The organism is Streptomyces sp. NPDC050674, from assembly GCF_040654575.1.
In the GTDB taxonomy this organism is placed as follows: domain Bacteria; phylum Actinomycetota; class Actinomycetes; order Streptomycetales; family Streptomycetaceae; genus Streptomyces.
Genome location: NZ_JBFAIG010000018.1, coordinates 1 through 25,094 on the forward strand (window position 1 = coordinate 1; position 25,094 = coordinate 25,094).

Annotated in this window: 22 protein-coding genes; 11 read left to right on the forward strand and 11 right to left on the reverse strand. The window is 70.9% G+C overall.

All coding sequences use genetic code 11. The features are described 5' to 3' along the window. Positions 1 to 133: 133 nt before the first annotated feature. A complete protein-coding gene (locus AB0I06_RS26630; RefSeq protein ID WP_363121359.1) occupies positions 134 to 598 on the reverse strand; it encodes an SseB family protein in 465 nt (154 codons plus the stop codon). Positions 599 to 789: 191 nt separating this feature from the next. On the opposite strand from AB0I06_RS26630, the gene AB0I06_RS26635 reads away from it, so the two are divergent. From AB0I06_RS26635 to AB0I06_RS26660, 6 genes are all read left to right on the forward strand, one after another. Further along, positions 790 to 2,616 (forward strand): acyl-CoA dehydrogenase, encoded by a 1,827-nt coding sequence (locus AB0I06_RS26635; RefSeq protein WP_363121360.1) that lies wholly within the window; start codon positions 790 to 792, stop codon positions 2,614 to 2,616. Positions 2,617 to 2,692: 76 nt separating this feature from the next. Continuing rightward, positions 2,693 to 3,985 (forward strand): M18 family aminopeptidase, encoded by a 1,293-nt coding sequence (locus tag AB0I06_RS26640; RefSeq protein WP_363121361.1) that lies wholly within the window; start codon positions 2,693 to 2,695, stop codon positions 3,983 to 3,985. 87 nt (positions 3,986 to 4,072) lie between these two features. Then, on the forward strand, positions 4,073 to 4,327 hold the full coding sequence (locus AB0I06_RS26645; protein ID WP_361296595.1) for a DUF6458 family protein: 255 nt from the start codon (positions 4,073 to 4,075) through the stop codon (positions 4,325 to 4,327). A gap of 96 nt (positions 4,328 to 4,423) precedes the next feature. Then, the gene (locus AB0I06_RS26650; RefSeq protein ID WP_363121362.1) at positions 4,424 to 4,765 is read left to right on the forward strand and encodes a hypothetical protein; all 342 of its coding nucleotides are present in this window, start codon (positions 4,424 to 4,426) and stop codon (positions 4,763 to 4,765) included. A gap of 362 nt (positions 4,766 to 5,127) precedes the next feature. Continuing rightward, complete coding sequence (locus AB0I06_RS26655) at positions 5,128 to 5,721, forward strand: hypothetical protein (RefSeq protein WP_363121363.1); 594 nt, start codon at positions 5,128 to 5,130, stop codon at positions 5,719 to 5,721. A 108-nt stretch (positions 5,722 to 5,829) separates the two neighbouring features. Next, positions 5,830 to 8,169: a hypothetical protein gene (locus tag AB0I06_RS26660; protein WP_363121364.1), complete on the forward strand. Its 2,340-nt coding sequence runs from the start codon at positions 5,830 to 5,832 to the stop codon at positions 8,167 to 8,169. 28 nt (positions 8,170 to 8,197) lie between these two features. On the opposite strand, the gene AB0I06_RS26665 is transcribed toward AB0I06_RS26660, so the two are convergent. Continuing rightward, complete coding sequence (locus AB0I06_RS26665) at positions 8,198 to 8,590, reverse strand: cupin domain-containing protein (RefSeq protein ID WP_363121365.1); 393 nt, start codon at positions 8,588 to 8,590, stop codon at positions 8,198 to 8,200. Between the two features lie 52 nt (positions 8,591 to 8,642). Here AB0I06_RS26665 and AB0I06_RS26670 point away from each other — a divergent pair, with 52 nt between their 5' ends. Both AB0I06_RS26670 and AB0I06_RS26675 read left to right on the forward strand, forming a co-directional pair. Beyond that, on the forward strand, positions 8,643 to 9,641 hold the full coding sequence (locus AB0I06_RS26670) for a helix-turn-helix domain-containing protein (protein ID WP_363121366.1): 999 nt from the start codon (positions 8,643 to 8,645) through the stop codon (positions 9,639 to 9,641). After that, entirely contained in the window at positions 9,638 to 10,129 is a 492-nt protein-coding gene (locus AB0I06_RS26675; protein ID WP_363121367.1) for an LURP-one-related family protein, read from the forward strand. Before AB0I06_RS26670 ends, AB0I06_RS26675 begins: the two co-directional genes overlap by 4 nt. Before the next feature lie 11 nt (positions 10,130 to 10,140). Here AB0I06_RS26675 and AB0I06_RS26680 read toward each other — a convergent pair whose 3' ends face one another. Beyond that, entirely contained in the window at positions 10,141 to 10,938 is a 798-nt protein-coding gene (locus tag AB0I06_RS26680; RefSeq protein WP_363121368.1) for a carbon-nitrogen family hydrolase, read from the reverse strand. 181 nt (positions 10,939 to 11,119) lie between these two features. Between AB0I06_RS26680 and AB0I06_RS26685 the strand changes: the two genes are divergently transcribed. Then, a complete protein-coding gene (locus tag AB0I06_RS26685) occupies positions 11,120 to 11,944 on the forward strand; it encodes a maleylpyruvate isomerase family mycothiol-dependent enzyme (protein ID WP_363121369.1) in 825 nt (274 codons plus the stop codon). A gap of 216 nt (positions 11,945 to 12,160) precedes the next feature. After that, entirely contained in the window at positions 12,161 to 12,901 is a 741-nt protein-coding gene (locus AB0I06_RS26690) for a class I SAM-dependent methyltransferase (RefSeq protein ID WP_363121370.1), read from the forward strand. Position 12,902: 1 nt separating this feature from the next. On the opposite strand, the gene AB0I06_RS26695 is transcribed toward AB0I06_RS26690, so the two are convergent. Both AB0I06_RS26695 and AB0I06_RS26700 read right to left on the reverse strand, forming a co-directional pair. Then, the gene (locus AB0I06_RS26695; RefSeq protein WP_363121371.1) at positions 12,903 to 14,198 is read right to left on the reverse strand and encodes an MFS transporter; all 1,296 of its coding nucleotides are present in this window, start codon (positions 14,196 to 14,198) and stop codon (positions 12,903 to 12,905) included. After that, on the reverse strand, positions 14,195 to 14,845 hold the full coding sequence (locus AB0I06_RS26700; RefSeq protein WP_363121372.1) for a GntR family transcriptional regulator: 651 nt from the start codon (positions 14,843 to 14,845) through the stop codon (positions 14,195 to 14,197). Before AB0I06_RS26700 ends, AB0I06_RS26695 begins: the two co-directional genes overlap by 4 nt. Before the next feature lie 209 nt (positions 14,846 to 15,054). Between AB0I06_RS26700 and AB0I06_RS26705 the strand changes: the two genes are divergently transcribed. Next, positions 15,055 to 15,954 (forward strand): serine hydrolase, encoded by a 900-nt coding sequence (locus AB0I06_RS26705; protein ID WP_363121373.1) that lies wholly within the window; start codon positions 15,055 to 15,057, stop codon positions 15,952 to 15,954. Between the two features lie 57 nt (positions 15,955 to 16,011). On the opposite strand, the gene AB0I06_RS26710 is transcribed toward AB0I06_RS26705, so the two are convergent. The 6 genes from AB0I06_RS26710 to AB0I06_RS26735 form a co-directional block, all read right to left on the reverse strand. Beyond that, entirely contained in the window at positions 16,012 to 16,836 is an 825-nt protein-coding gene (locus AB0I06_RS26710; RefSeq protein WP_363121374.1) for a twin-arginine translocation signal domain-containing protein, read from the reverse strand. Positions 16,837 to 16,872: 36 nt separating this feature from the next. After that, positions 16,873 to 19,107: a glycoside hydrolase domain-containing protein gene (locus AB0I06_RS26715; protein WP_363121497.1), complete on the reverse strand. Its 2,235-nt coding sequence runs from the start codon at positions 19,105 to 19,107 to the stop codon at positions 16,873 to 16,875. 247 nt (positions 19,108 to 19,354) lie between these two features. After that, on the reverse strand, positions 19,355 to 20,818 hold the full coding sequence (locus tag AB0I06_RS26720; protein ID WP_363121375.1) for a dihydrolipoamide acetyltransferase family protein: 1,464 nt from the start codon (positions 20,816 to 20,818) through the stop codon (positions 19,355 to 19,357). A gap of 10 nt (positions 20,819 to 20,828) precedes the next feature. Next, entirely contained in the window at positions 20,829 to 21,806 is a 978-nt protein-coding gene (locus AB0I06_RS26725) for an alpha-ketoacid dehydrogenase subunit beta (RefSeq protein ID WP_363121376.1), read from the reverse strand. Between the two features lies 1 nt (position 21,807). Then, the gene (pdhA, locus tag AB0I06_RS26730; protein ID WP_363121377.1) at positions 21,808 to 22,998 is read right to left on the reverse strand and encodes a pyruvate dehydrogenase (acetyl-transferring) E1 component subunit alpha; all 1,191 of its coding nucleotides are present in this window, start codon (positions 22,996 to 22,998) and stop codon (positions 21,808 to 21,810) included. Between the two features lie 429 nt (positions 22,999 to 23,427). Further along, complete coding sequence (locus AB0I06_RS26735; RefSeq protein ID WP_363121378.1) at positions 23,428 to 25,017, reverse strand: protein kinase; 1,590 nt, start codon at positions 25,015 to 25,017, stop codon at positions 23,428 to 23,430. Positions 25,018 to 25,094: the final 77 nt, after the last annotated feature.

The window sequence follows — 25,094 nt, forward strand, 5'->3', positions numbered from 1 at the left end:
GGCTGCGCTCGCGCGGGAGGGACCCCCATCGCGTTGAAGCCCTCCTCCGCCTTGCAGCTGCACGCACCACACCCCGCTCGGCTCGGCCGAGAGGCCCAGTCACTCCCGGCCGACCTGATCCAAACGACAGGCCCTAGCCGTACATCCGCCGCATCGCGAACTCGACCATCTGCTCCACGGCCTTCGCGTCGAACACCATGCGGTGGTCGCCCTCCATGTCGAGGACGAAGCCGTAGCCCGTCGGCAGCAGGTCCAGGACCTCGGCGCCGGTGATCACGAAGTACTTGGACTCCTTGCCCGCGTACCGGCGCAGCTCCTTGAGCGTGCTGAACATCGGGATGACCGGCTGCTGGGTGTTGTGCAGCGCGAGGAAACCGGGGTTGTCACCGCGCGGGCAGTAGACCTTCGACGTGGCGAAGACCTGCTGGAAGTCCTCCGCCGCCATCTGCCCGGTGGTGAACGCGCGCACCGCGTCCGTGAGCGAGGGCGGGGACGGCTCGGGGTACAGCGGCGGCTGCTGCCCGTACCCGCCGGACATCGGCTGCTGCGGAGGCGCGTACTGCCCTTGCGGGCCCGCTGTCTGGTCGTAGCCGTACATGAGCGCAAGCGTACCGAGCACGGAGGGCCGGGCCGGCCTGTTGCCGGTATGAGCCACGCGTCACAGATGACCGGAACGGGGTTGCTTCTTATTACCGACGGGTAGCATCATCGGAGCTACTTGTTGGTACGCGAACTAGCGCGAGGATCCAGTGCCTCGCAGAACTCTCTACGGAGCCGGGAGCCGTCACCATGGGGCACTACAAGTCGAATCTCCGCGACATCGAGTTCAACCTCTTCGAGGTACTCGGCCGCGACAAGGTGTACGGCACCGGTCCGTTCGAGGAGATGGACGTCGAGACCGCCAAGAGCATCCTGGAGGAGATGACCCGCCTCTCGGAGAACGACCTGGCGGAATCCTTCATCGACGCCGACCGCAACCCGCCGGTCTTCGACCCGGAGACCAACACGGCACCGGTCCCCGCGTCCTTCAAGAAGAGCTACCAGGCCTTCATGGACTCCGAGTACTGGCGCCTCGGCCTGCCCGAGGAGATCGGCGGCACCACCTCGCCCCGCTCCCTGATCTGGGCGTACGCCGAGCTGATCCTGGGCGCCAACCCGGCCGTGTGGATGTACTCCTCGGGCCCGGCCTTCGCCGGCATCCTCTTCGAGGAGGGCAACGAGGTCCAGAAGCACATAGCCAAGATCGCCACCGAGAAGCAGTGGGGCTCCACGATGGTGCTCACCGAGCCCGACGCGGGCTCCGACGTCGGCGCCGGCCGCACCAAGGCCGTGCAGCAGGAGGACGGCTCCTGGCACATCGAGGGCGTGAAGCGCTTCATCACCTCCGGTGAGCACGACATGTCGGAGAACATCCTCCACTACGTGCTCGCCCGCCCCGAGGGCGCCGGCCCCGGCACCAAGGGCCTGTCCCTGTTCCTCGTCCCGAAGTACCTCTTCGACTTCGAGACCGGCGAGCTGGGCGAGCGCAACGGCGTCTACGCCACCAACGTCGAGCACAAGATGGGCCTGAAGGCCTCCAACACCTGCGAGATGACCTTCGGCGACCAGCACCCCGCCAAGGGCTGGCTGATCGGCGACAAGCACGACGGCATCCGCCAGATGTTCCGCATCATCGAGTTCGCCCGCATGATGGTCGGCACGAAGGCGATCTCCACGCTGTCCACGGGCTACCTCAACGCGCTGGAGTACGCCAAGGAGCGCGTCCAGGGTCCCGACCTGGCCAACTTCATGGACAAGACCGCGCCCAAGGTCACCATCACCCACCACCCGGACGTGCGCCGCTCGCTCATGACGCAGAAGGCGTACGCGGAGGGCATGCGCGCCCTGGTCCTGCACACCGCGGCGATCCAGGACGAGATCCAGATCAAGGAGGCCGCCGGCGAGGACACCTCCACCCTGGAGGCCCTCAACGACCTGCTCCTGCCGATCGTCAAGGGCTACGGCTCCGAGAAGGGCTACGAGCAGCTCGCCCAGTCGCTGCAGACCTTCGGCGGCTCCGGCTTCCTCCAGGAGTACCCGATCGAGCAGTACATCCGGGACTCCAAGATCGACACCCTCTACGAGGGCACCACGGCCATCCAGGGCCAGGACTTCTTCTTCCGGAAGATCGTCCGCAACCAGGGCGCCGCGCTGAACTCCCTCGCCGAGGACATCAAGAAGTTCCTCGCCCTCGGCACGGGCGGTGAGGAGCTGGCCGCTGCCCGCGAGCACCTCGCCAAGGCCGCGGTCGAGCTGGAGGCCATCGTCGGCCTGATGCTCACCGACCTCGCCGCCACCGAGCAGGACGTCAAGAACATCTACAAGGTCGGGCTCAACACCACCCGCCTGCTGATGGCCTCCGGTGACGTCGTCGTCGGTTACCTGCTGCTTCGGGGCGCCGCGATCGCCGCCGAGAAGCTGGAGACGGCCTCCGCCAAGGACAAGGCCTTCTACACCGGCAAGATCGCCGCCGCGAAGTTCTTCGCCGCCAACGTCCTGCCGGGCGTCACCCTGGCCCGCAAGGTCGCCGAGGGTGTCGAGCTGGACCTGATGGAGCTGGACGAGGCCGCGTTCTAGTTCTCCCGCGTCCTGTGTTCGAGGGCCTGTTCCCCTACGCCGGGAACGGGCCCTCGTCCGTCGTTAAGGTGAACCCATGACCCAACCAGCCCGCTTCGACCGCGGCCACACCGACGACCTCATGACCTTCCTGGCGGCGAGCCCCACGCCGTACCACGCCGTGGCCACCGCCGCCGAACGGCTGGAGAAGGCGGGCTTCAAGCAGGTCGCCGAGACGGACGCGTGGGACGGGACGAGCGGCGGCAAGTACGTCCTGCGCGGCGGCGCGATCGTCGCCTGGTACGTGCCGGAGGGCGCCGCCCCCCACACACCGTTCCGGATCGTCGGCGCCCACACCGACTCCCCCAACCTGCGCGTCAAGCCGCTCCCCGACAGCGGGGCGCACGGCTGGCGGCAGGTGGCCGTGGAGATCTACGGCGGACCGCTGCTCAACTCCTGGCTCGACCGCGACCTCGGCCTCGCGGGCCGGCTGACCCTGCGCGACGGCTCCACGCGCCTGGTCGACGTCGACCGGCCGCTGCTGCGGGTCCCGCAGCTCGCCATCCACCTGGACCGCTCGGTGACGGCCGACGGCCTCAAGCTCGACAAGCAGCGGCACATGCAGCCGGTGTGGGGCCTCGGCCGCGATGTGCGCGACGGCGACCTGATCGCCTTCCTGGAGGAGGAGGCCGGCATCCCCGCCGGCGAGGTCACCGGCTGGGACCTCATGACCCACTCCGTCGAACCTCCCGCCTACCTCGGCCGCGACCGCGAACTGCTGGCCGGTCCCCGCATGGACAACCTGCTGTCCGTGCACGCCGGCACGGCGGCGCTGACGGCCGCGGCCTCCGGCCCGTTGACGTCCATCCCGGTCCTGGCCGCCTTCGACCACGAGGAGAACGGCTCCCAGTCCGACACCGGCGCGGACGGACCGCTGCTCGGCACCGTGCTGGAGCGCTCGGTCTTCGCCCGCGGCGGCACCTACGAGGACCGGGCGCGCGCCTTCGCCGGCACGGTCTGCCTCTCCTCCGACACCGGCCACGCCGTCCACCCCAACTACGCGGAGCGGCACGACCCGACGCACCACCCGCGTGTCAACGGCGGCCCGATCCTCAAGGTCAACGTCAACAACCGCTACGCCACGGACGGTTCGGGGCGCGCCGAGTTCACGGCGGCCTGCGAGGCGGCCGACGTGCCGTTCCAGTCGTTCGTCTCCAACAACTCCATGCCCTGCGGCACCACGATCGGCCCGATCACCGCCGCCCGGCACGGCATCAGGACCGTCGACATCGGCGTGGCCATCCTGTCGATGCACAGCGTGCGCGAACTGTGCGGCGCCGACGACCCGTTCCTGCTCGCCAACGCGCTGACGGCCTTCCTGGAGAGGTAGAACCACGCGTCACCGCATGGGTGTTCGCCGCGGGGGTACCCGGTGTTCGGGACCGGAACGACCGGACCGTACAGGGAGGCGACACACATGGGCCTCGGCGGATGCATCATCCTCATCGCCGTGGGAGCCATCCTCACGTTCGCGACCGACTGGGACATGCAAGGGGTCAACCTCGACCTGGTCGGCATCATTCTGATGATCGTCGGACTGATCGGCGTCACCACGTTCAGCAGCATCGCGCGGCGCAGGCGCGTGGTGGTGCCCCCCACCACGCCGGTCGTCGAAGACCCGGCGGCACACCACCACCGCCGCGACGGCTACAGCGACGGCTACGGGGTGTAGGACAGCGAGGTCCGCACCCCGGGTATCGCGAGCGTCCGGGAGGCTTTCGACGCAAGCCCAGGTATCTCAGCAACTAACTCAGTAATGTGCTGAGTTATGAACTTCACCGTTATCGCTCACGCCGTCGAGGTGGACCACGGCATCAAGCGGCTCTCGATGCGCTTCATCAAGAAGTACGCGGCGCCGGAGCGGCAGCGTCTGAGCGCCGAGCTGTGCGATGAGATCTCCAAGGAGTTCGACAAGCTCGGACTCATCACGCTGCCCCGGCGGCTGCCGACTTCCGAGAACGAGTACGTGTTCGTCATCGAGAAGACCAGCGCCCTCGGCCAGACCGTGGCCATCGCATCGACGCTCGCCGCCCTCGACAAGCTCGGGCAAAGCCCGCTGCCCCGGCTCTTCGACAACTACCCCGAAGCGCTGGGGCACTTGGGCGCGTAAGCGACTACTTACTGCCCGATCTCGCCCCGATCGGATCACTTCGGGGCAGTGTACGTCCGGGTTCGACCGACCGTCTTGATCGGCTTGGTGGCCCGCCACTCAGACAGTAGTTTCATCAACGTGCGAAGCGAGGCGCCTGCAACGCACGAGCACCGCGTTGCAGCGGAGGCTCCACGACATCCCGTGCCATGCATCGGAGTTGAGCCTTGAGCGCTTCCGAAAGCCACTCTGCCATCCCCGCCGCCGGCGGCGAGACCGAACACACACCTCCCATCTTCACAAACGCGAACAATCCACCTGGGAGTGTCTACTTCACCGTCCTGTCCGGCGGCCCGGACATGTCCGTCGCCGGGTGGCTCCACATGCCCTACGAGGCCTTGGAGTCGAAGGAAGCCACGGACGTCTGGGGCGGTTTCCGCGAGGAGCTGTACGCGGATCCCGCGCTGAACATCAGGCGCGGTGACACGCTTCGCGCCAGGAAACTCGCCGCCGGGCAGGGCAGGCCGCGCTTCCCGTCGGCCCACCGTGGTCCGAACCGGGCCGAACAGTGGAGCTACCGGCACGTCCTGCGGCGGGGGCTGGGGGTGGTCGCCCGGCTGCCGAGGACCACGGTCGGCAGCGCCCGCGGACGGGGCATGAGCGCCACCGCCACGACCGAGGCCGTCCTCGGTGAGCTGTCCTCCCGGCACGCGAGGGACAGGTCGTCCGCCCTGGCGCTCATCCGCACCCCGGCCGACACCACGTGGTACGAGCTCACCCCCGGCCCCGTTCCCGCCGCCCCGAGCCTGGTCCGGAGTGCGCCGTACGCGTCCGCCGAGGCGGGAGGCCTGCTGGAGGCCGCGGAGTTCGTCGCGTACTGCGCCTACCAGCACTACGCACGATCCCACCACCGCCGGTTCCTCTGGGATTGGCTCCCCGAGTTGCTGCCGGGTGCCGCGCGGCCCATCGGGATCTGACGAAAGCCGGTCCGCCGACTGCCGAGCAGCGGCCCGAGAGCATCGGGCCGCTGCTCCCCTTCACAACCACACCGCCTTACCGCCGCCTTCTCCCGGAGGACATCGCCCATGCCCGTTCACGCTCCCCGCTCCTTCACCGTGCAGTGGGGTTCCGATTCCGTACTGGTGTCCAATGTCGAGCCCGACCTACCGGTCGCGACCGGGGACGCGGATTTGGCGAAGGTGGTGGCGGCGGGCGAGGCCAACCCGGTGACGCTGCTGCCGGAGGCGGCCTGGCGAGCCGTCGCCCGCGCCACGACCGGGCCCGACGGGGTGGCGGTACAGCTGCGTCCCACCCCGGAGGAGCCCGCCGGGCTGCTGATGGTGGAGAACGTCGACGGTGCCACCCTGCACTCGGTGGTCACCCGGGTCTACCTGAGCGAAGTGCTGCCCGGCATCCAGCCCCGCACGGGCATGGAGGTCATGGAGATCCCCGACCCCCAGGTGCAGGGCATCACCGACGAGGACCGGCCCTGCGCCATCGTCCGCTACCGATTCCAGGACCTCGCGCACCTGCGGAACCACGTGTGGCAGACCATCCACGGCACCCTGTCCCTCAACAGCTACGCGCCCTCCATCCTCGCCCGCAAGGTCACCCGCAACCTCATCACCCACCCCGTCGAGATCACCTTCGAGGACGGCACCGAGTCCTTCCACGCCCTGGTGGTACGGGACGGCATCACCCGGCTCGCAAGCGCCTGGGCCGTGCAGGCCGGGCCGGACGCGGACGCGGCGGAAGCGGCGGGACTCGCGGTGGACTCACTGTTCGGCAAGAACTCCGCCGTGTCTTCGGGGCCCGGCAGTGACCCGCTCGGACAGCGGCTGGCCGCCGGCCGCGAGCGATGGCGCCGGGCGCTCAGGAAGGAGTTCGCCCAGGCCATGACCGCGGAGGAGCCGGGAACGCGCGCCGCCCAGATCGCCCAGACCTACGTCCTCCCGGCCCAGATCGCCGTCGGGGCGGAAGGCCACCCCGGGCATCTGCTGGCCGCCGAGGACATCTTCGACGACGCGATCCGCTCTGTCCTGGCCTCGGTGCACGTCGAGTTCAAGCAGTGGGACACGGCCGCACAGAACGTCGAGGTCGCCACCCGCGCCCTCAAGCGCGTGATCCAACTCGGCGACTCGCTCGTCCCCAAGGACGACCTCCAGGTCGTCTACGGACTGGCCGTCGGCCGGATCCCGGTGGAGGAGATTCCCTCCGTGTTCGCCACCGACGGGGGCACGGCCCCGCCCGGCACCGCCCTGTGGCGCAGCGTTTACCTGGTGCACGCGCTGACCCGCCCGGAGCTTCTCGACCCGCTGAAGGACCAGGCCAAGGCAATCAAGGGCGGCAGGCGCATGGGCCTCAAGGGGTTCGCGGAACTGCTCGGTCCGCTGATCGACCTCCCGTGGCGCTCGTACAAGAAGCACGTCACCACCCAGGCACGCAACGCCTGGAACAACGGCGGCGTCCTCACCTCTGACGTGATCCAGGAGTGGGAACCCCTGCCCACCGACGACTTCACCAGTCTGGTGAAGCCCGCCCTGCTCGGCGACAGGGACGCCCGATGCACCCTGGCCGTGGCCGGGGGCGTGGCGCTGATCGCCGACAAGCTCCTCACCCGCAACGTCGGATCGGCCCTCATGGCCGCCAAGGAGAAGGGCGGCGTCCCGTTCCGCGCCGACGTCAACCAGGTCATCGAGGACCTGTCCCAGCAGCACAACGAGCTGGGGCTGTGGACCCTCGCCCTCGCCGCGAACCGGTTTCGCAGCGACGCGCTGCCCGAGAACGCCGTGACGATGCGCCAGCTCATCCACAAGCAGAAGGCGGAGGGCGAGGCCGCCACGCCGTACGTGCATTTCAAGGTGGACCTCGACGAGGCCGACCAGATCGAGCGCGACGCCGACGGTGTGCCGGTGATGCTGCATCAGTGGGACGTCGTCTGGGCATCGAACCCGGACCGGGCCCTCAAGGCGCGCCCTCATAAGGCACTCTTCGTGCCGCCCCAGCCGGAGCCGAGGACCGGCCCAGCGGCGGGACCGGCGGAAGCCGACGGGGGTGTGACAGGCGCGACCGGCGAGGGCGTGACGAGCGAAACCGGGGACGGCGAGAGCCGGGAGGCCGGCTCGTCCACAGACCCGGCTCCGGGGCCGTCGCAGGAGGTGTCCCTGCCCGCCAGCCAGCGGGCCGCCGAACACCGGTACGTCCTGCGGCAGAGCGTCACGGGCGCCCGGGACTCCCTCGACCGGTTGCTCCTCCTCGAACCGGAGGTCGGCAGCCACACCCCCATCGTCCCGGTGACCGTCCTCGACGAACTGCACAAGCTGCTCATCGGCCTGCAGACGGACGTGGAGAACCTGCGCCGGAAAGCCGCACAGGAGGAAGCGGTCACGGACGGCGAGGAAGCATCGGAGGAACTGGAGGTGTGACAGGCCGGCTCGTTCCCGGCCCCGGCGATCAGCCCAGCAGGTGTCCCGTCGTGGCGTCCACATGGGCCGGGATCTCGTCGTGGTGATCGCCGACCGTCAGGGTGCCGGTCGGTTCGAACATGAGGATCGCGGTGGGGACCGGGGCGGACGGCTTGTGTTCGGTGCCGCGCGGAACCGTGAAGACGCTGCCCTTGGGGAGGACGACTGTGCGCTCGCCCGCCGCCTCGCGCAGGCCGATGTGGAGTTCGCCGTCGAGCACGAGGAAGAACTCGTCGGTGTGGTCGTGGACGTGCCAGACGTGCTCGCCCTCTACCTTGGCGACGCGGACGTCATAGTCGTTGACGGCGGTGACGATGCGGGGGCTCCACTGCTCGGAGAAGGAGGCCAGGGCGTGGGCCAGGGAGACGGATTCCTTGGTCATGAAGGGATCCTGCGGGCTACCGGACAGCCCTCGCGAGTGCTAGGAATCGCACATGCCGCAAGGATCCTCGCAGCGTCCGCACCGGGTCGCCGTGATCGTCGACGAGGGCACCAATCCGTTCGAGGTCGGGGTGGCCACCGAGCTGTTCGGGCTGCCGCGACCCGAGCTGGGTCTGCCGGGGCCGTTGTACGAGGTGACGGTGTGCGGGCCCACCCCGGAGATCCGGATGAACCACGGCTTCTTCACGCTCACGGACCTCCCGGGCCTGGAGACGGTGGACCGCGCGGACACACTTCTCGTGCCTGGCCGGCCGGACAACGTCGTACCGCGCGGCCCCGACGTGCTCGACGCGATCCGGCGCGCACACGCGCGAGGCGCTCGGGTCGTGAGCTTCTGCACCGGCACCTTCGCTCTCGCCGAGGCCGGGCTGCTGGACGGGAGGCGGGCCTCGTCGCACTGGCGCTGGGCGGACTCGTTCCGCCGGCTGCACCCGAAGGTGCTGCTGGAGCCGGACGTGCTGTTCGTGGACGAGGGCGACATCCTCACGGCCGCCGGCAGCGCGGCGGCGCTCGATCTCGGGCTGTACATCTGGCGGCGCGACCACGGCGCCGAGATCGCCAACCACGTCTCGCGCCGGCTGGTGTTCGCAGCGCACCGGGACGGTGGACAGCGACAGTTCGTGGAGCGGCCGGTGCCGCACGTGCGGGACGAGTCCCTGGCGCCGCTGCTGGCATGGGTGCAGGAGCGGCTGGGCGATCCGCTGACGGTGGCGGACCTGGCCGCACACGCGCGTGTCAGCCCCGCCACGCTCCACCGGCGCTTCCGCGCCCAGCTCGGAACGACACCACTCGCCTGGCTGATCGAGGAGCGGGTGGCGCTGGCCTGCCGGCTGATCGAACGGGGCGAGGAACGGCTGGACGTGGTGGCGGCCCGGAGCGGGCTCGGTACCGCCGCCAACCTGCGCACGCGCCTGCGGCGGGCGACCGGCCTCAGCCCGTCGGCCTACAGACGGCGTTTTGGACCGGGCGGCGGGGAAGCCCTGGTCCCATGAGATTCCTCGTGTACGACCGGCTTCTCGGCTTCGGTGACGACTACTGGATCGAGGACGACCACGGCAGCAAGGTGTTCCTCGTCGACGGCAAGGCGCTGCGGCTGCGGGACACCTGGGAGCTGAAGGACCCCCAGGGACGCGTCCTCGTCGACATCCACCAGAAGATGCTCGCCCTGCGCGACACCATGGTGCTCCAGCGCGGCGGGGAGCCGCTGGCGACGATCCGCCGCAAACGGCTGTCCCTGCTGCGCAACCACTACCGGGTGTCCCTGGCCGACGGCAACGAACTCGACGTCAGCGGCAAGATCCTGGACCGGGAGTTCGCCGTCGAGTACGACGGGGAGCTGCTGGCGGTGATCTCCCGGCGGTGGCTGACCGTGCGGGACACCTACGGCGTGGACGTCGTCCGCGAGGACGCGGATCCCGCGCTGCTCATCGCGGTGGCCGTGTGTGTGATCCACCTGGCGGAGAAGGAACGGGAGGACTGAGGGCGCCCGGGTCAGGGCCGGCGCGGGGGCTGGAGGCCCAGCACCCGGTCCTTCAGCGCCGGGAACTGCTCACGGGTCGCCGTGACCTTCCCGGGGTCGAACTCCACCGTGAGGACCTCCTCGCCGGCACCGGCCTGCGCCAGCACCTCACCCCACGGGTCCACCACGATCGAGTGACCGGCCTGGGGAATTCCGGCGTGTGTCCCGGCCGTCGCGCAGGCGAGGACGAACGACTGGTTCTCCACGGCCCGTGCCTGGGCCAGGAGCGTCCAGTGGGACCGGCGGCGCTCCGGCCAGCCCGCCGCCACCACGAGCGTCTCGGCCCCGGCGTCGACGAGCCCGCGGAAGAGCTCGGGGAAGCGGAGGTCGTAGCAGGTGGACAGGCCCAGGGTCGTCGCGGGCAGCCGCACCGTCACCAGCTCGCTGCCCGCCCCCATCAGCACGGCCTCGCCCTTGTCGAAGCCGAAGCGGTGGATCTTCCGGTAGGCCGCGGCCAGGTCGCCGGAGGGGGAGAAGACGAGGGAGGTGTTGTAGAGCGGACCCTCGGGGTCCCGTTCCGGGACGGAGCCCGCGTGCAGCCAGACGCCCGCGTCGCTCGCGGCCTTGGCCATCGCCTCGTAGGTCGGCCCTTCGAGCGGCTCGGCCTCGCGCGCGAACTCCTCGTAGGCGAAGGCCCCCGTGGTCCACAGCTCCGGCAGGAGGACCAGGTCGGCTCCGGCCTGTTCACGGACCAGGTCGGCCGCCCGCCGCCGACGCGCTTCGACCGATTCGTCCTCGTTCACGGCGATCTGGATCACAGAGGCGCGCACACTACCACCGTCCTGGCATTCGAGTCGTCCACACGGGCCTACGATCGTCACACGAAAGCACTGCCGGGGTGCCCCAGAGCAGCGTAACTTAGCTCGCGAGACGCCCGCCGACAGCCGCCACCTCCCACTGGCAACGCCGCCACCACCTGCCCGTGCACCGACCGCCGAGGGGTCCCGTTCCGTGAGTCTGCATCCCACCCTCCAGCCCTACGCCGACGCCTGGACCCACTCCGTCGAAGCGATATCCGAGCTGGTCCAGCCGCTCGTGGAGGCCGAGTGGAACCGGCGGACGCCGTGCCCGGGGTGGTCGGTGCGGGACGTGGTCTCCCATGTCATCGGTCTGGACTGCGAGATGCTCGGCGACCCGCGGCCCATCCACAGCCTGCCGCGTGACCTCTTCCACGTCACCAACGAGCACCAGCGCTACATGGAGATGCAGGTCGACGTGCGCCGCCACCACACGGCGCCGGAGATGACCTCCGAGCTGGAGTACGTGATCATCCGCCGCAACCGGCAGCTGCGCAACGACTCGCGCGACCCGGGCACCAAGGTGCGGGGGCCGCTCGGCAGCGAGCTCACCCTCGAGGAGTCGATGCGGCGGCACGCGTTCGACGTGTGGGTGCACGAGCAGGACCTGCGCACGGCCCTGGGCCGGCCCGGCAACCTCGACTCCCCCGGCGCGCTGGTCGCCCGTGACGTGCTGCTCGGCGAACTCCCGCGCGTGGTGGCCGAGGACGCGCAGGCGCCGCGCAGCTCGGCGATCGTCTTCGACGTGCACGGGCCCGTCGAGTTCCTGCGCACGATCCGCGTCGACATCCAGGGCCGCGGCACCCTGGAGACGGCCCCGGCCCTCGGCCCGGCCGCGACCCTGACGCTCGACTGGGAGACGTACGTCCGCCTGGCCTGCGGGCGCGTGAGCCCGGAGGCGGTGTCCGACCGGCTGAAGACGGAGGGCGACCCGGACCTGGCGGCGGCGATCCTGAGGAACTTCACGGTGACGCAGTAGCCCTCCCCCGCTGCGGGCAGTCGGCCGCCCAGCTGCGGGCACGCGTACCGCTCGGGGCGGCACGGGTGGGCGTGGGGTCCCCCTGCTCGAGCGAGGCCGGGGGCTTGGGGGAGGCACCCCGCTACGCCGGGCCGCGGACCCACCCGCCCCCAGCACGAACGCCGAGCACCGAAAACCCCGTGCCGCTGCCCCACGACCCCCGTAGCGTCCCCCCACATGACCCCACCCCACCGCACCCGCCTCACTTTCCACGGCCCGCTGTCCGAGGCGAGGGCGGCCGACCTCGTACAGCGCCTCACCCGCCACCGCCCCACCACCGTCCTGGACATCGGCTGCGGCACCGGCGAACTGATGCTCCGCGTCCTGGCCACCACGCCGGAGGCGACCGGCACCGGCATCGACCTGGACGCCGACGACCTGGCGCGCGGGCGGAAGGCCGCCGCGGAGCGCGGACTGGCCTCCCGGGCCCGGTTCCTCGAGGAGTCCGCCACAGGAACCACCCGCGGCCCCGCCGACCTCGTCCTGTGCGTGGGCGCGAGCCAGGCGCTCGGCGACCGGCTCCCCGACGCGCTGGCCGACCTCCGCCGCCTCGTCACCGACCACGGCCGCGTCCTGCTCGGCGAGGGCTTCTGGGAGCGCGCCCCCACCCCCGGCGAGCTGTCCCGCATGTGGCCGGACGCGGCCCTCACCGACCACCCCGACCTCGCGACCCTCGTCGCCATGGCGGTCGACGCGGGATTCAGGCCGGAGTGGACGGAGACCGCGAGCCTCGACGAATGGGAGGCGTTCGAGTCGGGGTACCTCGCGGACACCGAGGTGTGGCTCGCCGGACACCCCGATCACCCCCGGGCGGCCGAGACCCGCGAGCGCCTCGACCGGCACCGCGCCAGGTGGCTCACCTACCGGGGTGTGCTCGGCCTGGCCTACCTCACCCTCGTGCCGGTGGCGGCCCGCTGACCTACACCGGGACGTGCACCGTCTCCACCCGGCTGGCGACCAGCCGCTCCCGTTCCCGCCGGGCCGCCCGCCTGCGCAGCCGCAGGATCTGGCAGACCCCGAGCGCCTGGAGCACGAACACCGCCGAGAACGCCAGGGAGTAGTCGTCGCCGGTCGCGTCCAGGAGCACGCCGATCGCGAACAGCGTGGTCATGGAGGCCACGAAGCCGCCCATGTTGGTGATGCCGGAGGCGGTGCCCTGCCGTTCGGGCGGGTTGGCCGGGCGGGCGAAGTCGAAGCCGATCATCGACGCCGGCCCGCACGCCCCGAGCACGGCGCACAGCACGATCAGCAGCCACATCGGGGCGTGCGGGCCCGGGTAGGCGAGGGTCGCCGCCCACAGGACCGCCGTCGTGCCGACCGTCCCGAGGGCGAGCGGCAGCCGCGCCCCGTGGTGCCGGGCGATGATCTGGCCGTAGACCAGGCCGACGGCCATGTTGGACAGCACGACGAGGGTGAGGAGTTCGCCCGCGACGGCCCGGGACAGCCCCTGCGCCTCGACGAGGAACGGCAGGCCCCACAGCAGCAGGAACACCATCGCCGGGAACTGGGTGGTGAAGTGCACCCAGAGGCCGAGCCGGGTCCCGGGCTCCCGCCAGGAGGCCGCGATCTGCCGTCGTACGTAGGCGGCGCCCCGGTGCGGGAGCGGCTCCGGCTGGTGGCCCTCGGGGTGGTCCTTCAGGAACAGCAGCACCAGGACGAACACCACGGCCCCGGCGGCGGCGCTGCCCGCGAACGCCGCCGTCCAGCCGATGCCGTGCAGCAGCCGGGCCAGGACGAGCGTGGAGACCAGGTTGCCGGCCATGCCGACCAGGCCCGCGAACTGGGCGACGAGCGGCCCGCGCCGGGCCGGGAACCAGCGGCTGCCCAGGCGCAGCACGCTGATGAACGTCAGCGCGTCGCCGCAGCCGAGCAGCGCCCGGGAGGCGAGCGCCGTGCCGTACGAGGGGGAGAAGGCGAAGCCCAGCTGCCCGGCCGTGAACAGCACCGCGCCCAGCGCCAGCACCTTCTTGGTGCCCAGCCGGTCGACCAGCAGGCCGACGGGTATCTGCATGCCCGCGTAGACCAGCAGTTGGAGGATGGAGAAGGTGGACAGGGCGGAGGCGTTCACGTGGAAGCGGTCGGCGGCGTCGAGGCCGGCGACGCCCAGGGACGTGCGGAAGATGACCGCGACGAAGTAGACCGAGACGCCGACGCCCCAGACGGCCAGGGCGCGGCGGCCGCCCGGCGGGTCCTCCGGGAGCGTGCCGGAGCTCAACGGACCTCCCCCCGGGCCAGGTGCGAGAACCAGCCGACGTGCCGGTGGACGAGGCCGACGGCCGCCTCGGCGTCCCCCGAGCGCAGCGCGTCGAGGATCTCCTCGTGCTCGGCGAGGGTCTTGGCGATGCGGTCGGGGTGGGAGTGCATGACGGCGACGCCCATGCGCAACTGCCGGTCGCGCAGCTGGTCGTAGAGGCGGGAGAGGATCTCGTTGCCGCCGCTGCGGACGATCTCGGCGTGGAAACAGCGGTCGGTGACGGCGGCCCCGGCGAGGTCCCCGGCGGCGGCCTGCTTCTTCTGCCGGGCCAGCAGCTCTTCCAGGCGCTCGATGAGCCCGGGGGGCGCGGGGACGGCCTTGCGCGCCGCGTGTTCCTCGACGAGCAGCCGCGTCTCGACGACGTCGGCGATCTCCTGCGCGGAGACCGGCAGGACGAGGGCGCCCTTCTTCGGGTAGAGCCGGATCAGCCCCTCGGCCTCCAGCCGGAGCAGCGCTTCACGCACCGGTGTGCGGGAGACCCCCACGGCATCGGCGAGCTCGCCCTCGGTGAGGAGGGTGCCGCCCTCGTAACGGCGCTCCAGCACGCCCTGTTTGACATGGGCGTAGACACGGTCGGCGGCGGGCGGTTGCTTCACGGCCATGGTCATGCCGACAGCATAGATACAACAGGTACGCATGAAGGGATACGTCCAGTATGCGGACTCCTGTGTCACACATCTGTGGCAAAAACAGGGGTCCCCCTCGGCAACAGCGCAACCTTGTGTGCTAGTTACAAGTCAGATACGTGCGGCCCCTTTCCCCTCGTCCTCAACTCGGCCGCACCGTTGGGGCATTCGACGTAATCGGGGTACTTCAGTTGATAACCGGCATTCAGGGCACTCGACTCCGCAGAGCCGCGGCCGTCGCCGTCACCACCGGCGCCATGCTCGCGACCGGTGCCCTCACCGTCGCGCCGGCGCAGGCCGCCTCGGCGCCCTCCATCGCCGCCAAGGGCGGCTATGTGATGAACAACGCGACCGGCAAGTCGCTCTACACCAAGGCGGCCGACACCCGCCGTTCGACCGGTTCGACCACCAAGATCATGACGGCGCTGGTGGTGCTGAAGCAGTCGAACCTCAACATGGACAGCAAGGTCACCGTCCAGAAGGCGTACAGCGACTACATCGTCGAGAACAACTACGCGTCCAACGCGAAGCTGATCGTCGGCGACAAGGTCACCGTCCGCCAGCTGCTCTACGGGCTGATGCTGCCGTCCGGCTGTGACGCGGCCTACGCGCTCGCCGACAAGTTCGGCTCGGGCTCGACGCGCGCGGCGCGCGTGAAGTCGTTCATCGGCAAGATGAACACCACCGCCCAGAACCTGGGTCTGAAGAACACCCACTTCGACTCGTTCGACGGCATCGGCCACGGGGCCAACTACTCCACGCCGCGCGACCTGACCAAGCTCGCCAGCGCCGCGATGAAGAACTCCACGTTCCGCACGGTCGTCAAGACGAAGAAGTACACGGCCAAGACGATCACCAAGACCGGTGGTACGCGGACGATGGCCCCGTGGGAGAACACCAACCCGCTGCTCTCCAGCTACTCGGGCGCGATCGGTGTGAAGACCGGCTCCGGCCCGGAGGCGAAGTACTGCCTGGTCTTCGCCGCCACCCGCAACGGCAAGACGGTCATCGGCACGGTCCTCGCCTCGACCGGCCTGGACGCCCGCAAGGCGGACGCCACGAAGCTGCTCAACTACGGCTTCACCCGGTAAGGCAGAAGCAGGACGACCGAAGGGGGCTCCGCCGCGTGCGCGGCGGAGCCCCCTTCGTCACGCCGCGGCGCGCTGCCGGCGCTCCAGCGCCCGGGCCGCCTTGCGCCGGCCGGGCGCCGGCACGTTCACCGGGGAGCCCGCACCGGCGCCCGGCTCCAGCCGCCAGCCGCGGATCCGCGCCGCGACCTGGACCAGTTTCTTGTCACCGGGCCGTACGTCGACGCTGAACAGCGACTCGTCGGGCGTACGGTCGTCGGCGCCCCAGCGGACCACGCCGTCGAGCTCGGCGAGGATGTCGCGGATCACGGCCTCCTGCTGCGGGAAGAACCCGCCCCGGACACCGCGCGGGTAGAAGCCCGGCCGGATCCGCACCGCCGTGCCGGACGCCAGATTGGACTCGGGCCCGCTCCTGGCGAGGCCGGCGGGGGCGTGCCATCCGACGACGTCGCCCCGGCGCAACGGGTCCACCTCGTAGTGGAACCGGCGCACCAGATGCACGAGGACGGTCTCCACGTCGCCCATGCGCACGGCGACGCCCTTGAGCGGGGTGCCCGGGACGGGACGGGTGTAGACGGTGCCGCCGTCGTCGGCCACGTTCTCCATCTCCCAGCCGTTGTGGGAGCGCGAGCCCGCCAGCACGCGCCGGCTGCGGTCCTGCGCGCTGCGCAGGGCGTCCCGTACGCGGGCCGGAATGGGGTTGCCGGCGTCGGCGTACGCCTGGGACAGGAATGGGGACAGGGGCAGGGCGGCGACGCCCATGGCACCGCCGACGGTGGCGACCCGGCCGAGCAGGGCGCGGCGGGACAGGACGCGGCGGTGGCCGGTGCCGGGCGCCGAGGCTCCGCGGGGGATGCGGGGGATGCGGGGAAGGCTGAGCTTCAACGGAGTCTCTTCCTGGGGTTCTCTGCGCCCACGCGCTCAGGCGTTGCGGAGGATGCTGTTGTACTTCTCGAAGATCTGGTAGACGGCCAGGCTCTGGTGCGTCTGGGACTCCACGTCGGGGTCCCAGGCCCGGTAGCGGCGCAGGAGTTCGGTGATCTCGAACTCGACGAGGTCCAGGCGCATGGTCCGCGGGGTGGTGACCCGGTCGCCGGGCGGCAGTTGGCCGCCCGGCCTGCCCCGGGTGCCCCACAGGTGGATCAGCGCCGCGGTGCGCACGCTGAAGGCGTTGTCCTTGCTCAGCCGCTGCCACACGGCCCACAGGTCGGCGTCCTTGGCCGGGTCGCGGTGGTCACCGGTGGCGAAGCCCCAGCCGATGCAGTGGTTCCAGGCCTGGATGGCGTCACCCGCGCTGATCTCGCCGATGCCGGTGTGCGAGTCCTTGACGGAACCGGAGCCCGTGAGGTGGTGGTCGGCGACCTGCTGATCGGTGGACCGGGCGTCGAGGCCGTAGTCGCGCATGGCCCAGTAGACGACCGTCTGGATCAGCGCCTTGCGCATCGAGTAGGTCGTCGACAGCTCGGTGATCAGCCCGTCCTGGTCCTGGATCGCCGCGACGGCCTGCGCGTTGCCGTAGAGCCGCGCGTCACCGCCGACGCCGCCCGTGTCGGGACGGCCGATCGAGCGCATGTACCGCGACAGGTCGGCCCGCAGCGCCGGCACCTGGCGCTCGTCGAAGGCGACGTCCGGGACGGGCGGCCGCGGCCGGTCGAACGCGTTCTGCCCGGTGTCGCGCCCCGAGGCGATGTTCGCGTCCACCTCGAACTGCCCGTCCCCCGAGCCGAGGGTGCGGACCGCGAACTGGTCGTAGGCCCAGTCCGGCGGCAGCGGGTGCCCGGCGTTGCCCTCGAAGCCCGAGGACATGTCGGCGACGAAGCTCGCGGTCGAGTAGCCGGCCGCGCCGACCCGCGCGCACACCTCGCGGGAGCCGTAGACGCCGATCTCGTACGGGTGCCCAAAGTCCGCCATCGCCTCCTTGACGCCCTTGAAGTGGGGCAGGACGTTCGCGGTGATCTCGGCGTCGATCGCGTCGAAGTCGACGGCGAAGAAGATCCGGCTCCCTCGCCGGAAGCCGTGGTCGCGGGCGGCGTTGACCGCCGCGTACCCGGCGGTCCGCCCGGCGACGTAGTCGAAGTCCGAGGCGTCGTTGTTGACGGTCTGGTAGATCGGGAAGCAGCGCAGGCCCTGCTGGGCGATGGTGGCGAGCTCGCCCGGCTGGATGGCCTTCTCCGGCAGGGAGGTGGCACTGGGGTTGGTGAGGTAGCGGCCGACGCAGGTGATCCCGGCCGCCTTGAGCACGGCCGCCCGCGCCGGGGTGACCTTGGCGATGGTGTCGCAGGCCCTGGCGGGGCGGGACTGGTCGCCGAAGGACGCCAGCAGGGAGGCGAAGGTGGCGAAGTCGCCCTCGCCCGTGGCCGGGAGCGCCACGAAGGTCTGGAAGGCCCGGACGGCGGCGGCGAGGGAGGCGTCGAAGGTGTCGGTGAGGGCCGCGGGCCGCCGGTTGAGGACCATCGCGGCGGAGAACAGCCGGACGAAGACGCCCTTGTCGCCCTGGGCCACCGGGTGCGCCTTCAGGCCCGACTGGGTGCCGGGCCCGAAGTTGCCGTTGGCGGTGCCGTCCGCCATGCCCAGCTCGTACTGCACGCCGAGGAGCAGCGCCCTGAGCGTGGCCCTGGACACCAGCCCGTCGCAGGGGATGGCGAAGAAGTCCTGCCGATGGAGGTAGCTGCCGTTGAGCCACTGCTGGACGGCCCTGACCTGTCCGGTGCCCTGGGCTCCGGTGACGTAGGAGTCCATCGTCAGCAGCGCCTTGACCACCTTGGGCGTCAAGGCGGCGCCGGGGAGGGCCTGTTCCACGCCCATGTCGGTCTTGAGCCGGGTGACGGCCGCCTGCACGCGGGTGCCGTAGTTGCCGTCGAGGTCGCCGCCGTCGTAGCCCTTGCAGTACAGGCCGGCCTGGAGGATGCGGCAGAAGTCGGGCGAGGGGACGGTGTCCGCGTCGAGCTCGGGGTACGTGGCGGTCAGGGTGCCGAGCGTGGTGGGGCCGAAGCTGTCGGAGAGCGCCGTGATGCCCAGTTCGTACTGGAGGGCACGGGTCAGGGCGTACATGGTCGCCCAGTCGGCCTCGCCGGTCTCCGCCACGGTCGTGCCGATACGGCTGCCGTAGACGGAGTTCACGAATCTCTGGGCCTTGAGCACCATCGCGTCGCGCATGGGGGGTTCACTCACTTTCGAGGGAGTGACCGCGCCCGTCGCAGCCCGGAACCGGGCTCCCCCCGGAGCGCCGGACGAGTGGTCGATCTCGTGGTGAGGTCGATCGTATGTCCGGATAAACCGCTTACTGTGTGGTACTTGGGAGGATTCGAGGTGACTCCTGTGGCCCTCGGCGAACCGCCGGTTCACCCCCCGGAAGACGCCGGCGGCCCCCCGCCCCGAGGGGTGGGGGGCCGCCGAGGCCGGCTCATGCCCAGGTGATCAGCCGCTTCGGCTGCTCCAGGATCGCCGCCACGTCGGCCAGCACCTTCGAGCCCAGCTCGCCGTCGACCAGGCGGTGGTCGAACGACAGCGCCAGGGTGGTGACCTGACGGGGCTTCACCTTGCCCTTGTGGACCCACGGCTGGAGCTTGATCGCACCGACCGCGAGGATCGCGGACTCGCCCGGGTTGAGGATCGGCGTGCCCGTGTCGACGCCGAAGACGCCGACGTTGGTGATCGTCACCGTGCCGCCCTGCATGGCCGCCGGGGACGTCCTGCCCTCCCTGGCCGTCGCCACCAGCTCGCCCAGCGACTCGGCCAGCTGCGGCAGCGTCTTGGCGTGGGCGTCCTTGATGTTCGGCACGATCAGGCCGCGCGGGGTCGCGGCCGCGATGCCCAGGTTCACATAGTGCTTGAGCACGATCTCCTGGGCCGCCTCGTCCCAGGACGCGTTGACCTCCGGGTTGCGCCGGATCGCCACGAGCAGCGCCTTGGCGATCAGCAGCAAGGGGTTCACGCGCAGGCCCGCGAACTCCTTGTCCGCCTTGAGCTCCTCGACCAGCTTCATCGTGCGCGTCACGTCGACCGTCACGAACTCGGTGACGTGCGGCGCGGTGAAGGCCGAGCCGACCATCGCCGCCGCCGTCGCCTTGCGGACCCCCTTGACCGGGACGCGGGTCTCGCGGGCGGTGTCGTACGACGCGGCCGCCGGGGCGGTGGCCGGGGCCGGCGCCGCCGCCGCGGACGGCTCGGGGGCCACCGGGGCGGTCGCGGCGACCGCCGCGTGCACGTCCTCGCGGGTGATGATGCCGTCCGGGCCGGTCGGGACGACGGTCGTCAGATCGACGCCCAGGTCCTTGGCCAGCTTGCGGACGGGCGGCTTGGCCAGCGGGCGGTCCAGGCCCGCCGGGGCGGGGGCGGCCGGTGCTGGGGCCGCCGGGGCGGGGGCCGGAGCGTGGCCGTTCAGCTCCGGCCGGACCGCCGTCGAGGCCTGCTGGACCGGGACCTCCGCGCCCTTGCGGGGCCGGCGGCGGGTGGAGGAGGTCGCCACCCCGTAACCCACCAGGACCGGCTGGCGCCCCGAGCCCACCGACTTCGGCCCCTCGACCGGCTCGGCAGCGGCGGGCCGCCCGGCGGCGGACTGCGCGGCGGCGGGCTGCTCCGCGGCGGGCGCGGGCGCGGCACCGCCACCACCCACGTCCACCGCGATGATCGCGGTGCCCACGTCGACCGTGGTGCCCTCGGGGAAGTGCAGGTCACGCACCACGCCGTCGTACGGGATGGGCAGCTCGACGGCCGCCTTCGCCGTCTCGACCTCGCAGACCACCTGGCCGTCGGTGACCGTGTCACCGGGCTGGACGTACCACTTGAGGATCTCGGCCTCGGTGAGTCCCTCGCCCACGTCGGGCATCTTGAACTCGCGCACGGACGCTTCCGTCATCGTCGTCACGACCCTCTCCTCAGTACGCCAGCGAGCGGTCGACGGCGTCGAGTACCCGGTCCAGGTTCGGCAGGTACTCCTCCTCCAGGCGGGCCGGCGGGTACGGGGCGTGATAGCCGCCGACCCGGAGCACCGGGGCCTCCAGGTGGTAGAAGCAGCGCTCCGTGATCCGGGCGGCGATCTCCGCGCCGGAGCCGAAGAACACCGGGGCCTCGTGGACGACGACCAGGCGGCGGGTCTTCTCCACCGACGCCTGGATCGAGTCGAAGTCGAGCGGGGAGACCGAGCGCAGGTCCAGGACCTCCAGGCTCTTGCCCTCCTCGGCGGCGGCGTCGGCCACCTCCTGGCAGAGCTTCACCATCGGGCCGTAGGCGGCCAGGGTGAGGTCGGTGCCCTCGCGGACCACCTGGGCCTTGTGCAGCGGGCCCGGGATGGCCTCCGTGGCGACCTCGCCCTTGTCCCAGTAGCGGCGCTTGGGCTCGAAGAAGATCACCGGGTCGTCGCTCTGGATGGCCTGCTGCATCATCCAGTACGCGTCCGACGCGTTCGACGGGCTGACGATCTTCAGGCCCGCCACGTGCGCGAAGAGCGCCTCGGGCGACTCGGAGTGGTGCTCCACCGCGCCGATGCCGCCGCCGTAGGGGATGCGCACGACGACCGGGAGCTTGACCTTGCCCAGCGAACGGGCGTGCATCTTCGCGAGCTGCGTGACGATCTGGTCGTACGCCGGGAAGACGAAGCCGTCGAACTGGATCTCCACCACCGGGCGGTAGCCGCGCAGGGCCAGGCCGATCGCGGTGCCCACGATGCCCGACTCGGCGAGCGGGGTGTCGATGACGCGGCTCTCGCCGAAGTCCTTCTGGAGCCCGTCCGTCACCCGGAAGACACCGCCGAGCTTGCCGACGTCCTCACCCATGATCAGGACCTTGGGGTCGGACTCCAGGGCGCGGCGCAGCGACTCGTTGATCGCCTTGGCCAGTGCCATCTTCTCAGCCATCTCAGTTACCCCCCTCGTCGGCGAAGGACGCCTGGTACGCGGCGAACTGGGCGCGCTCCTCGTCGACGAGCGCGTGCCCGTCCGCGTAGGCGTTCTCGAAGATCGCGAAGTGGTCCGGGTCCGGCATGGCACGGACCGCCTCGCGCACTCGCTTGCCCAACGCCTCGGACTCGGCCTCCAGTTCCGCGAAGAATCCCTCGTCCGCGTGGTTCGAGGCCTCCAGGTACCGGCGCAGGCGCAGGATCGGGTCCTTGGCCTCCCAGGCCTGGCGCTCCTCGTCGCCCCGGTAGCGGGTCGGGTCGTCGGAGGTGGTGTGGGCACCCATGCGGTACGTGAACGCCTCGACGAGGGTCGGGCCCTCGCCGCTGCGGGCCCGCTCCAGGGCCCAGCGGGTGACCGCGAGGACGCCGAGCACGTCGTTGCCGTCCACCCGGACGCCCGGGAAGCCGAAGCCCTGGGCGCGCTGGTAGATCGGCACGCGGGACTGCTTCTCGGTGGGCTCGGAGATCGCCCACTGGTTGTTCTGGCAGAAGAACACGACCGGGGCGTTGTAGACCGCGGAGAAGGTGAACGATTCCGCCACGTCGCCCTGGCTGGAGGCACCGTCGCCGAAGTACGCGATCACCGCGCTGTCGGCACCGTCCTTGGCGACGCCCATCGCGTAGCCGGTGGCGTGCAGCGTCTGGGAACCGATGACGATCGTGTAGAGCTGGAAGTTGTTGCTGTTGGGGTCCCAGCCGCCGTTGTTCACGCCGCGGAACATCCCGAGCAGGTTCGTCGGGTCCACGCCGCGGCACCAGGCCACGCCGTGTTCGCGGTAGGTCGGGAAGACGTAGTCGTCCTCGCGGGTGGCCCGTCCGGACCCGATCTGGGCGGCCTCCTGCCCGAGCAGGGACGCCCACAGGCCCAGCTCGCCCTGGCGCTGGAGGGAGGTGGCCTCGGCGTCGAAGCGACGGGTGAGCACCATGTCGCGGTAGAGGCCGCGGAGCTCTTCCGGGGTGATGCCGGCGACGTACTTGTCGTACTCGGCGTTCTTGAAGCGCTTGCCCTCGGGCGTCAGCAACTGCACGAGCTGGGGCTCGGCGCCGGCGTCCTTCTTGGCGGTGGTGCGGGTGCGCTTGGTGCCGGTGGTGCCGGCCTTGCTTCCGGCGCTGCGTCGCGGTGTGCGCGCGGCAGTGCTCTCCACGGTCACGTGTGCTCCTCCGTCGGTCCGGGCCACGGGGTTGCCGGTAGGCCTGGGGGTCCCCCCTGCTCTTTTGAGCTGGGGGGAGCGGCTCACCTGTTCTCGACCACGGGGCACGGGGTGGGTGCCGCTCGGCCGGGAACGGGCGTGACAGGTGCCCCGGCGAGCGCCCTGCAGAAAGCACGTTACCCAGTGCGCCACATTTCTGTGAAACCCCACCTGACCTGCGATTTTGCTTGGATATCCAAGTAAATCGGGAAGGCGTGGAAGGGGCCCTGGTCACAGCCTTGCAGGAGGCCGGAGCAACCGCACGTTAACCCGGTGACCCAGGTCACGGGAAGAGTCCACTTTTCGGCGCGCCCGAAACGGCACGCGCGCGTGGGCCCGGTTTCCGGGCCCACGCGCGCGTGGATCATGCCTGTGAGCAGCGCGGCGAGGTCAGCCTTCGCCGCCGCCCGCGCCGCCGACGATGCCCTCCGTGGTGCCGCCGTCGGCACCGCCCGTGTCGTCCGGCGGAGTCTCCACGTCCGTGGGCGGCTCGTCCGTCGGCTCGCCGGTCGGCTCCGCGGAGGTCGGCGGGTTCGAGGGCTGGCCGGTGGGCGACTGCGGAGCGCTCGGCGACGGCTTGTAGGACGGCGTGTAGGACGGCGTCCAGTTGCCGCCGCCGGAGCTCGTGCCGGTGCCGTCGTCCGTGGACGTGTCGGTCGGCGCGTCGGTCGTGTCGTCGCTCGGCGTCTCGCTGGGCGTCTTCTTCTCGGTCGTCTGCGAGGTGGTCGGCGACTGCTTGGTGCCGGGGCCTTCGTTGTCGCCACCGGTGTTCTGCAGCGCCAGGGCCACACCCGCCGCGACCGCGATCACCGCGAGCACGGCGAGGATCCACAGCTTGCCGCGTCCGCTGCCCTTGTTGCCGTGGCCCTCGAAGCCGCCTTCGTCCCCGCCGCCGTAGCCGCCGGGCAGGATCGGCGAGGGGATCTGCGTGGTGCCGGAGGCGTCCCCGGGGTGGCCCATCACGGCCGTGCCGGCCAGGCCGCCCGAGGGGGTGTGCCGGCCCTCGTGCATGACGACCGGGCCGGTGTTCCAGGTGCCGGTGTGGCCGCCCTGGTCGTAGAGCATCTGGAGCGCGTACTGGACCAGGCCGCGCATCTCCTCGGCCGTCTGGAAGCGGTCGTCGGGCTCCTTGGCGAGGGCGCGCATGGCCAGGCCGTCCAGCTCCGGCGGGCAGGCGTCGGAGGCCTCGGACGGCGGCGTGGGGATGTCCTGGACGTGCTGGTAGACCACCGACAGCGGGGTCTCGCCGGTGAACGGCGGGCGCAGCGCGAGGAGTTCGTAGAGCAGGCAGCCCGTGGCGTACAGGTCGGAGCGGTGGTCGACGGCCTTGCCGAGGGCCTGCTCGGGGGAGAGGTACTGCGGGGTGCCCATGACCATGCCGGTCTGCGTCATCGTCGTGGACGCGCCGTGCAGGGCGCGGGCGATGCCGAAGTCCATCACCTTCACGGCGCCGTTGTGCGTGATGATCACGTTGGCGGGCTTGATGTCGCGGTGCACGATGCCGTGCTGGTGCGAGTAGGCGAGCGCCTCCAGGACGCCCGAGACGATGATCAGCGCCTGCTCAGGGCCGGGGGCCTCCGCGTTCAGCAGCAGGTCGCGGATGGTGCGGCCCTCGACCAGCTCCATCACGATGTAGGGCACGGACTGGCCGCCGACGAAGTCCTCGCCGGAGTCGTACACGGCGACGATCGCGTGGTGGTTGAGACCGGCCACCGACTGCGCCTCGCGCGTGAAACGCGCCTTGGACACCGGGTCCTCGGCGAGGTCGGAGCGGAGCAGCTTGACGGCGACGGTGCGTCCGAGGCGGACGTCCTCGGCTGCGAACACCTCGGCCATGCCGCCCCGGCCGAGTCTGTGGGTCAGCCGGTACCGGCCGTCCCCGACCAGCCCGCCGTTCCCCCAGGACTCCGGCGCGTCCGACATACCGCTGCCAGCCGCCTCGGGGTCGGACGGGCCCTGAGCGCGCTGCTGCTGTGCCATCAGTCCTCGCCGTCGTTTCTGCCCGCGGTGCGCGCGGTGTTGTTACGGTCTCCGTCGGCCACGCTACAGCCTCCGCG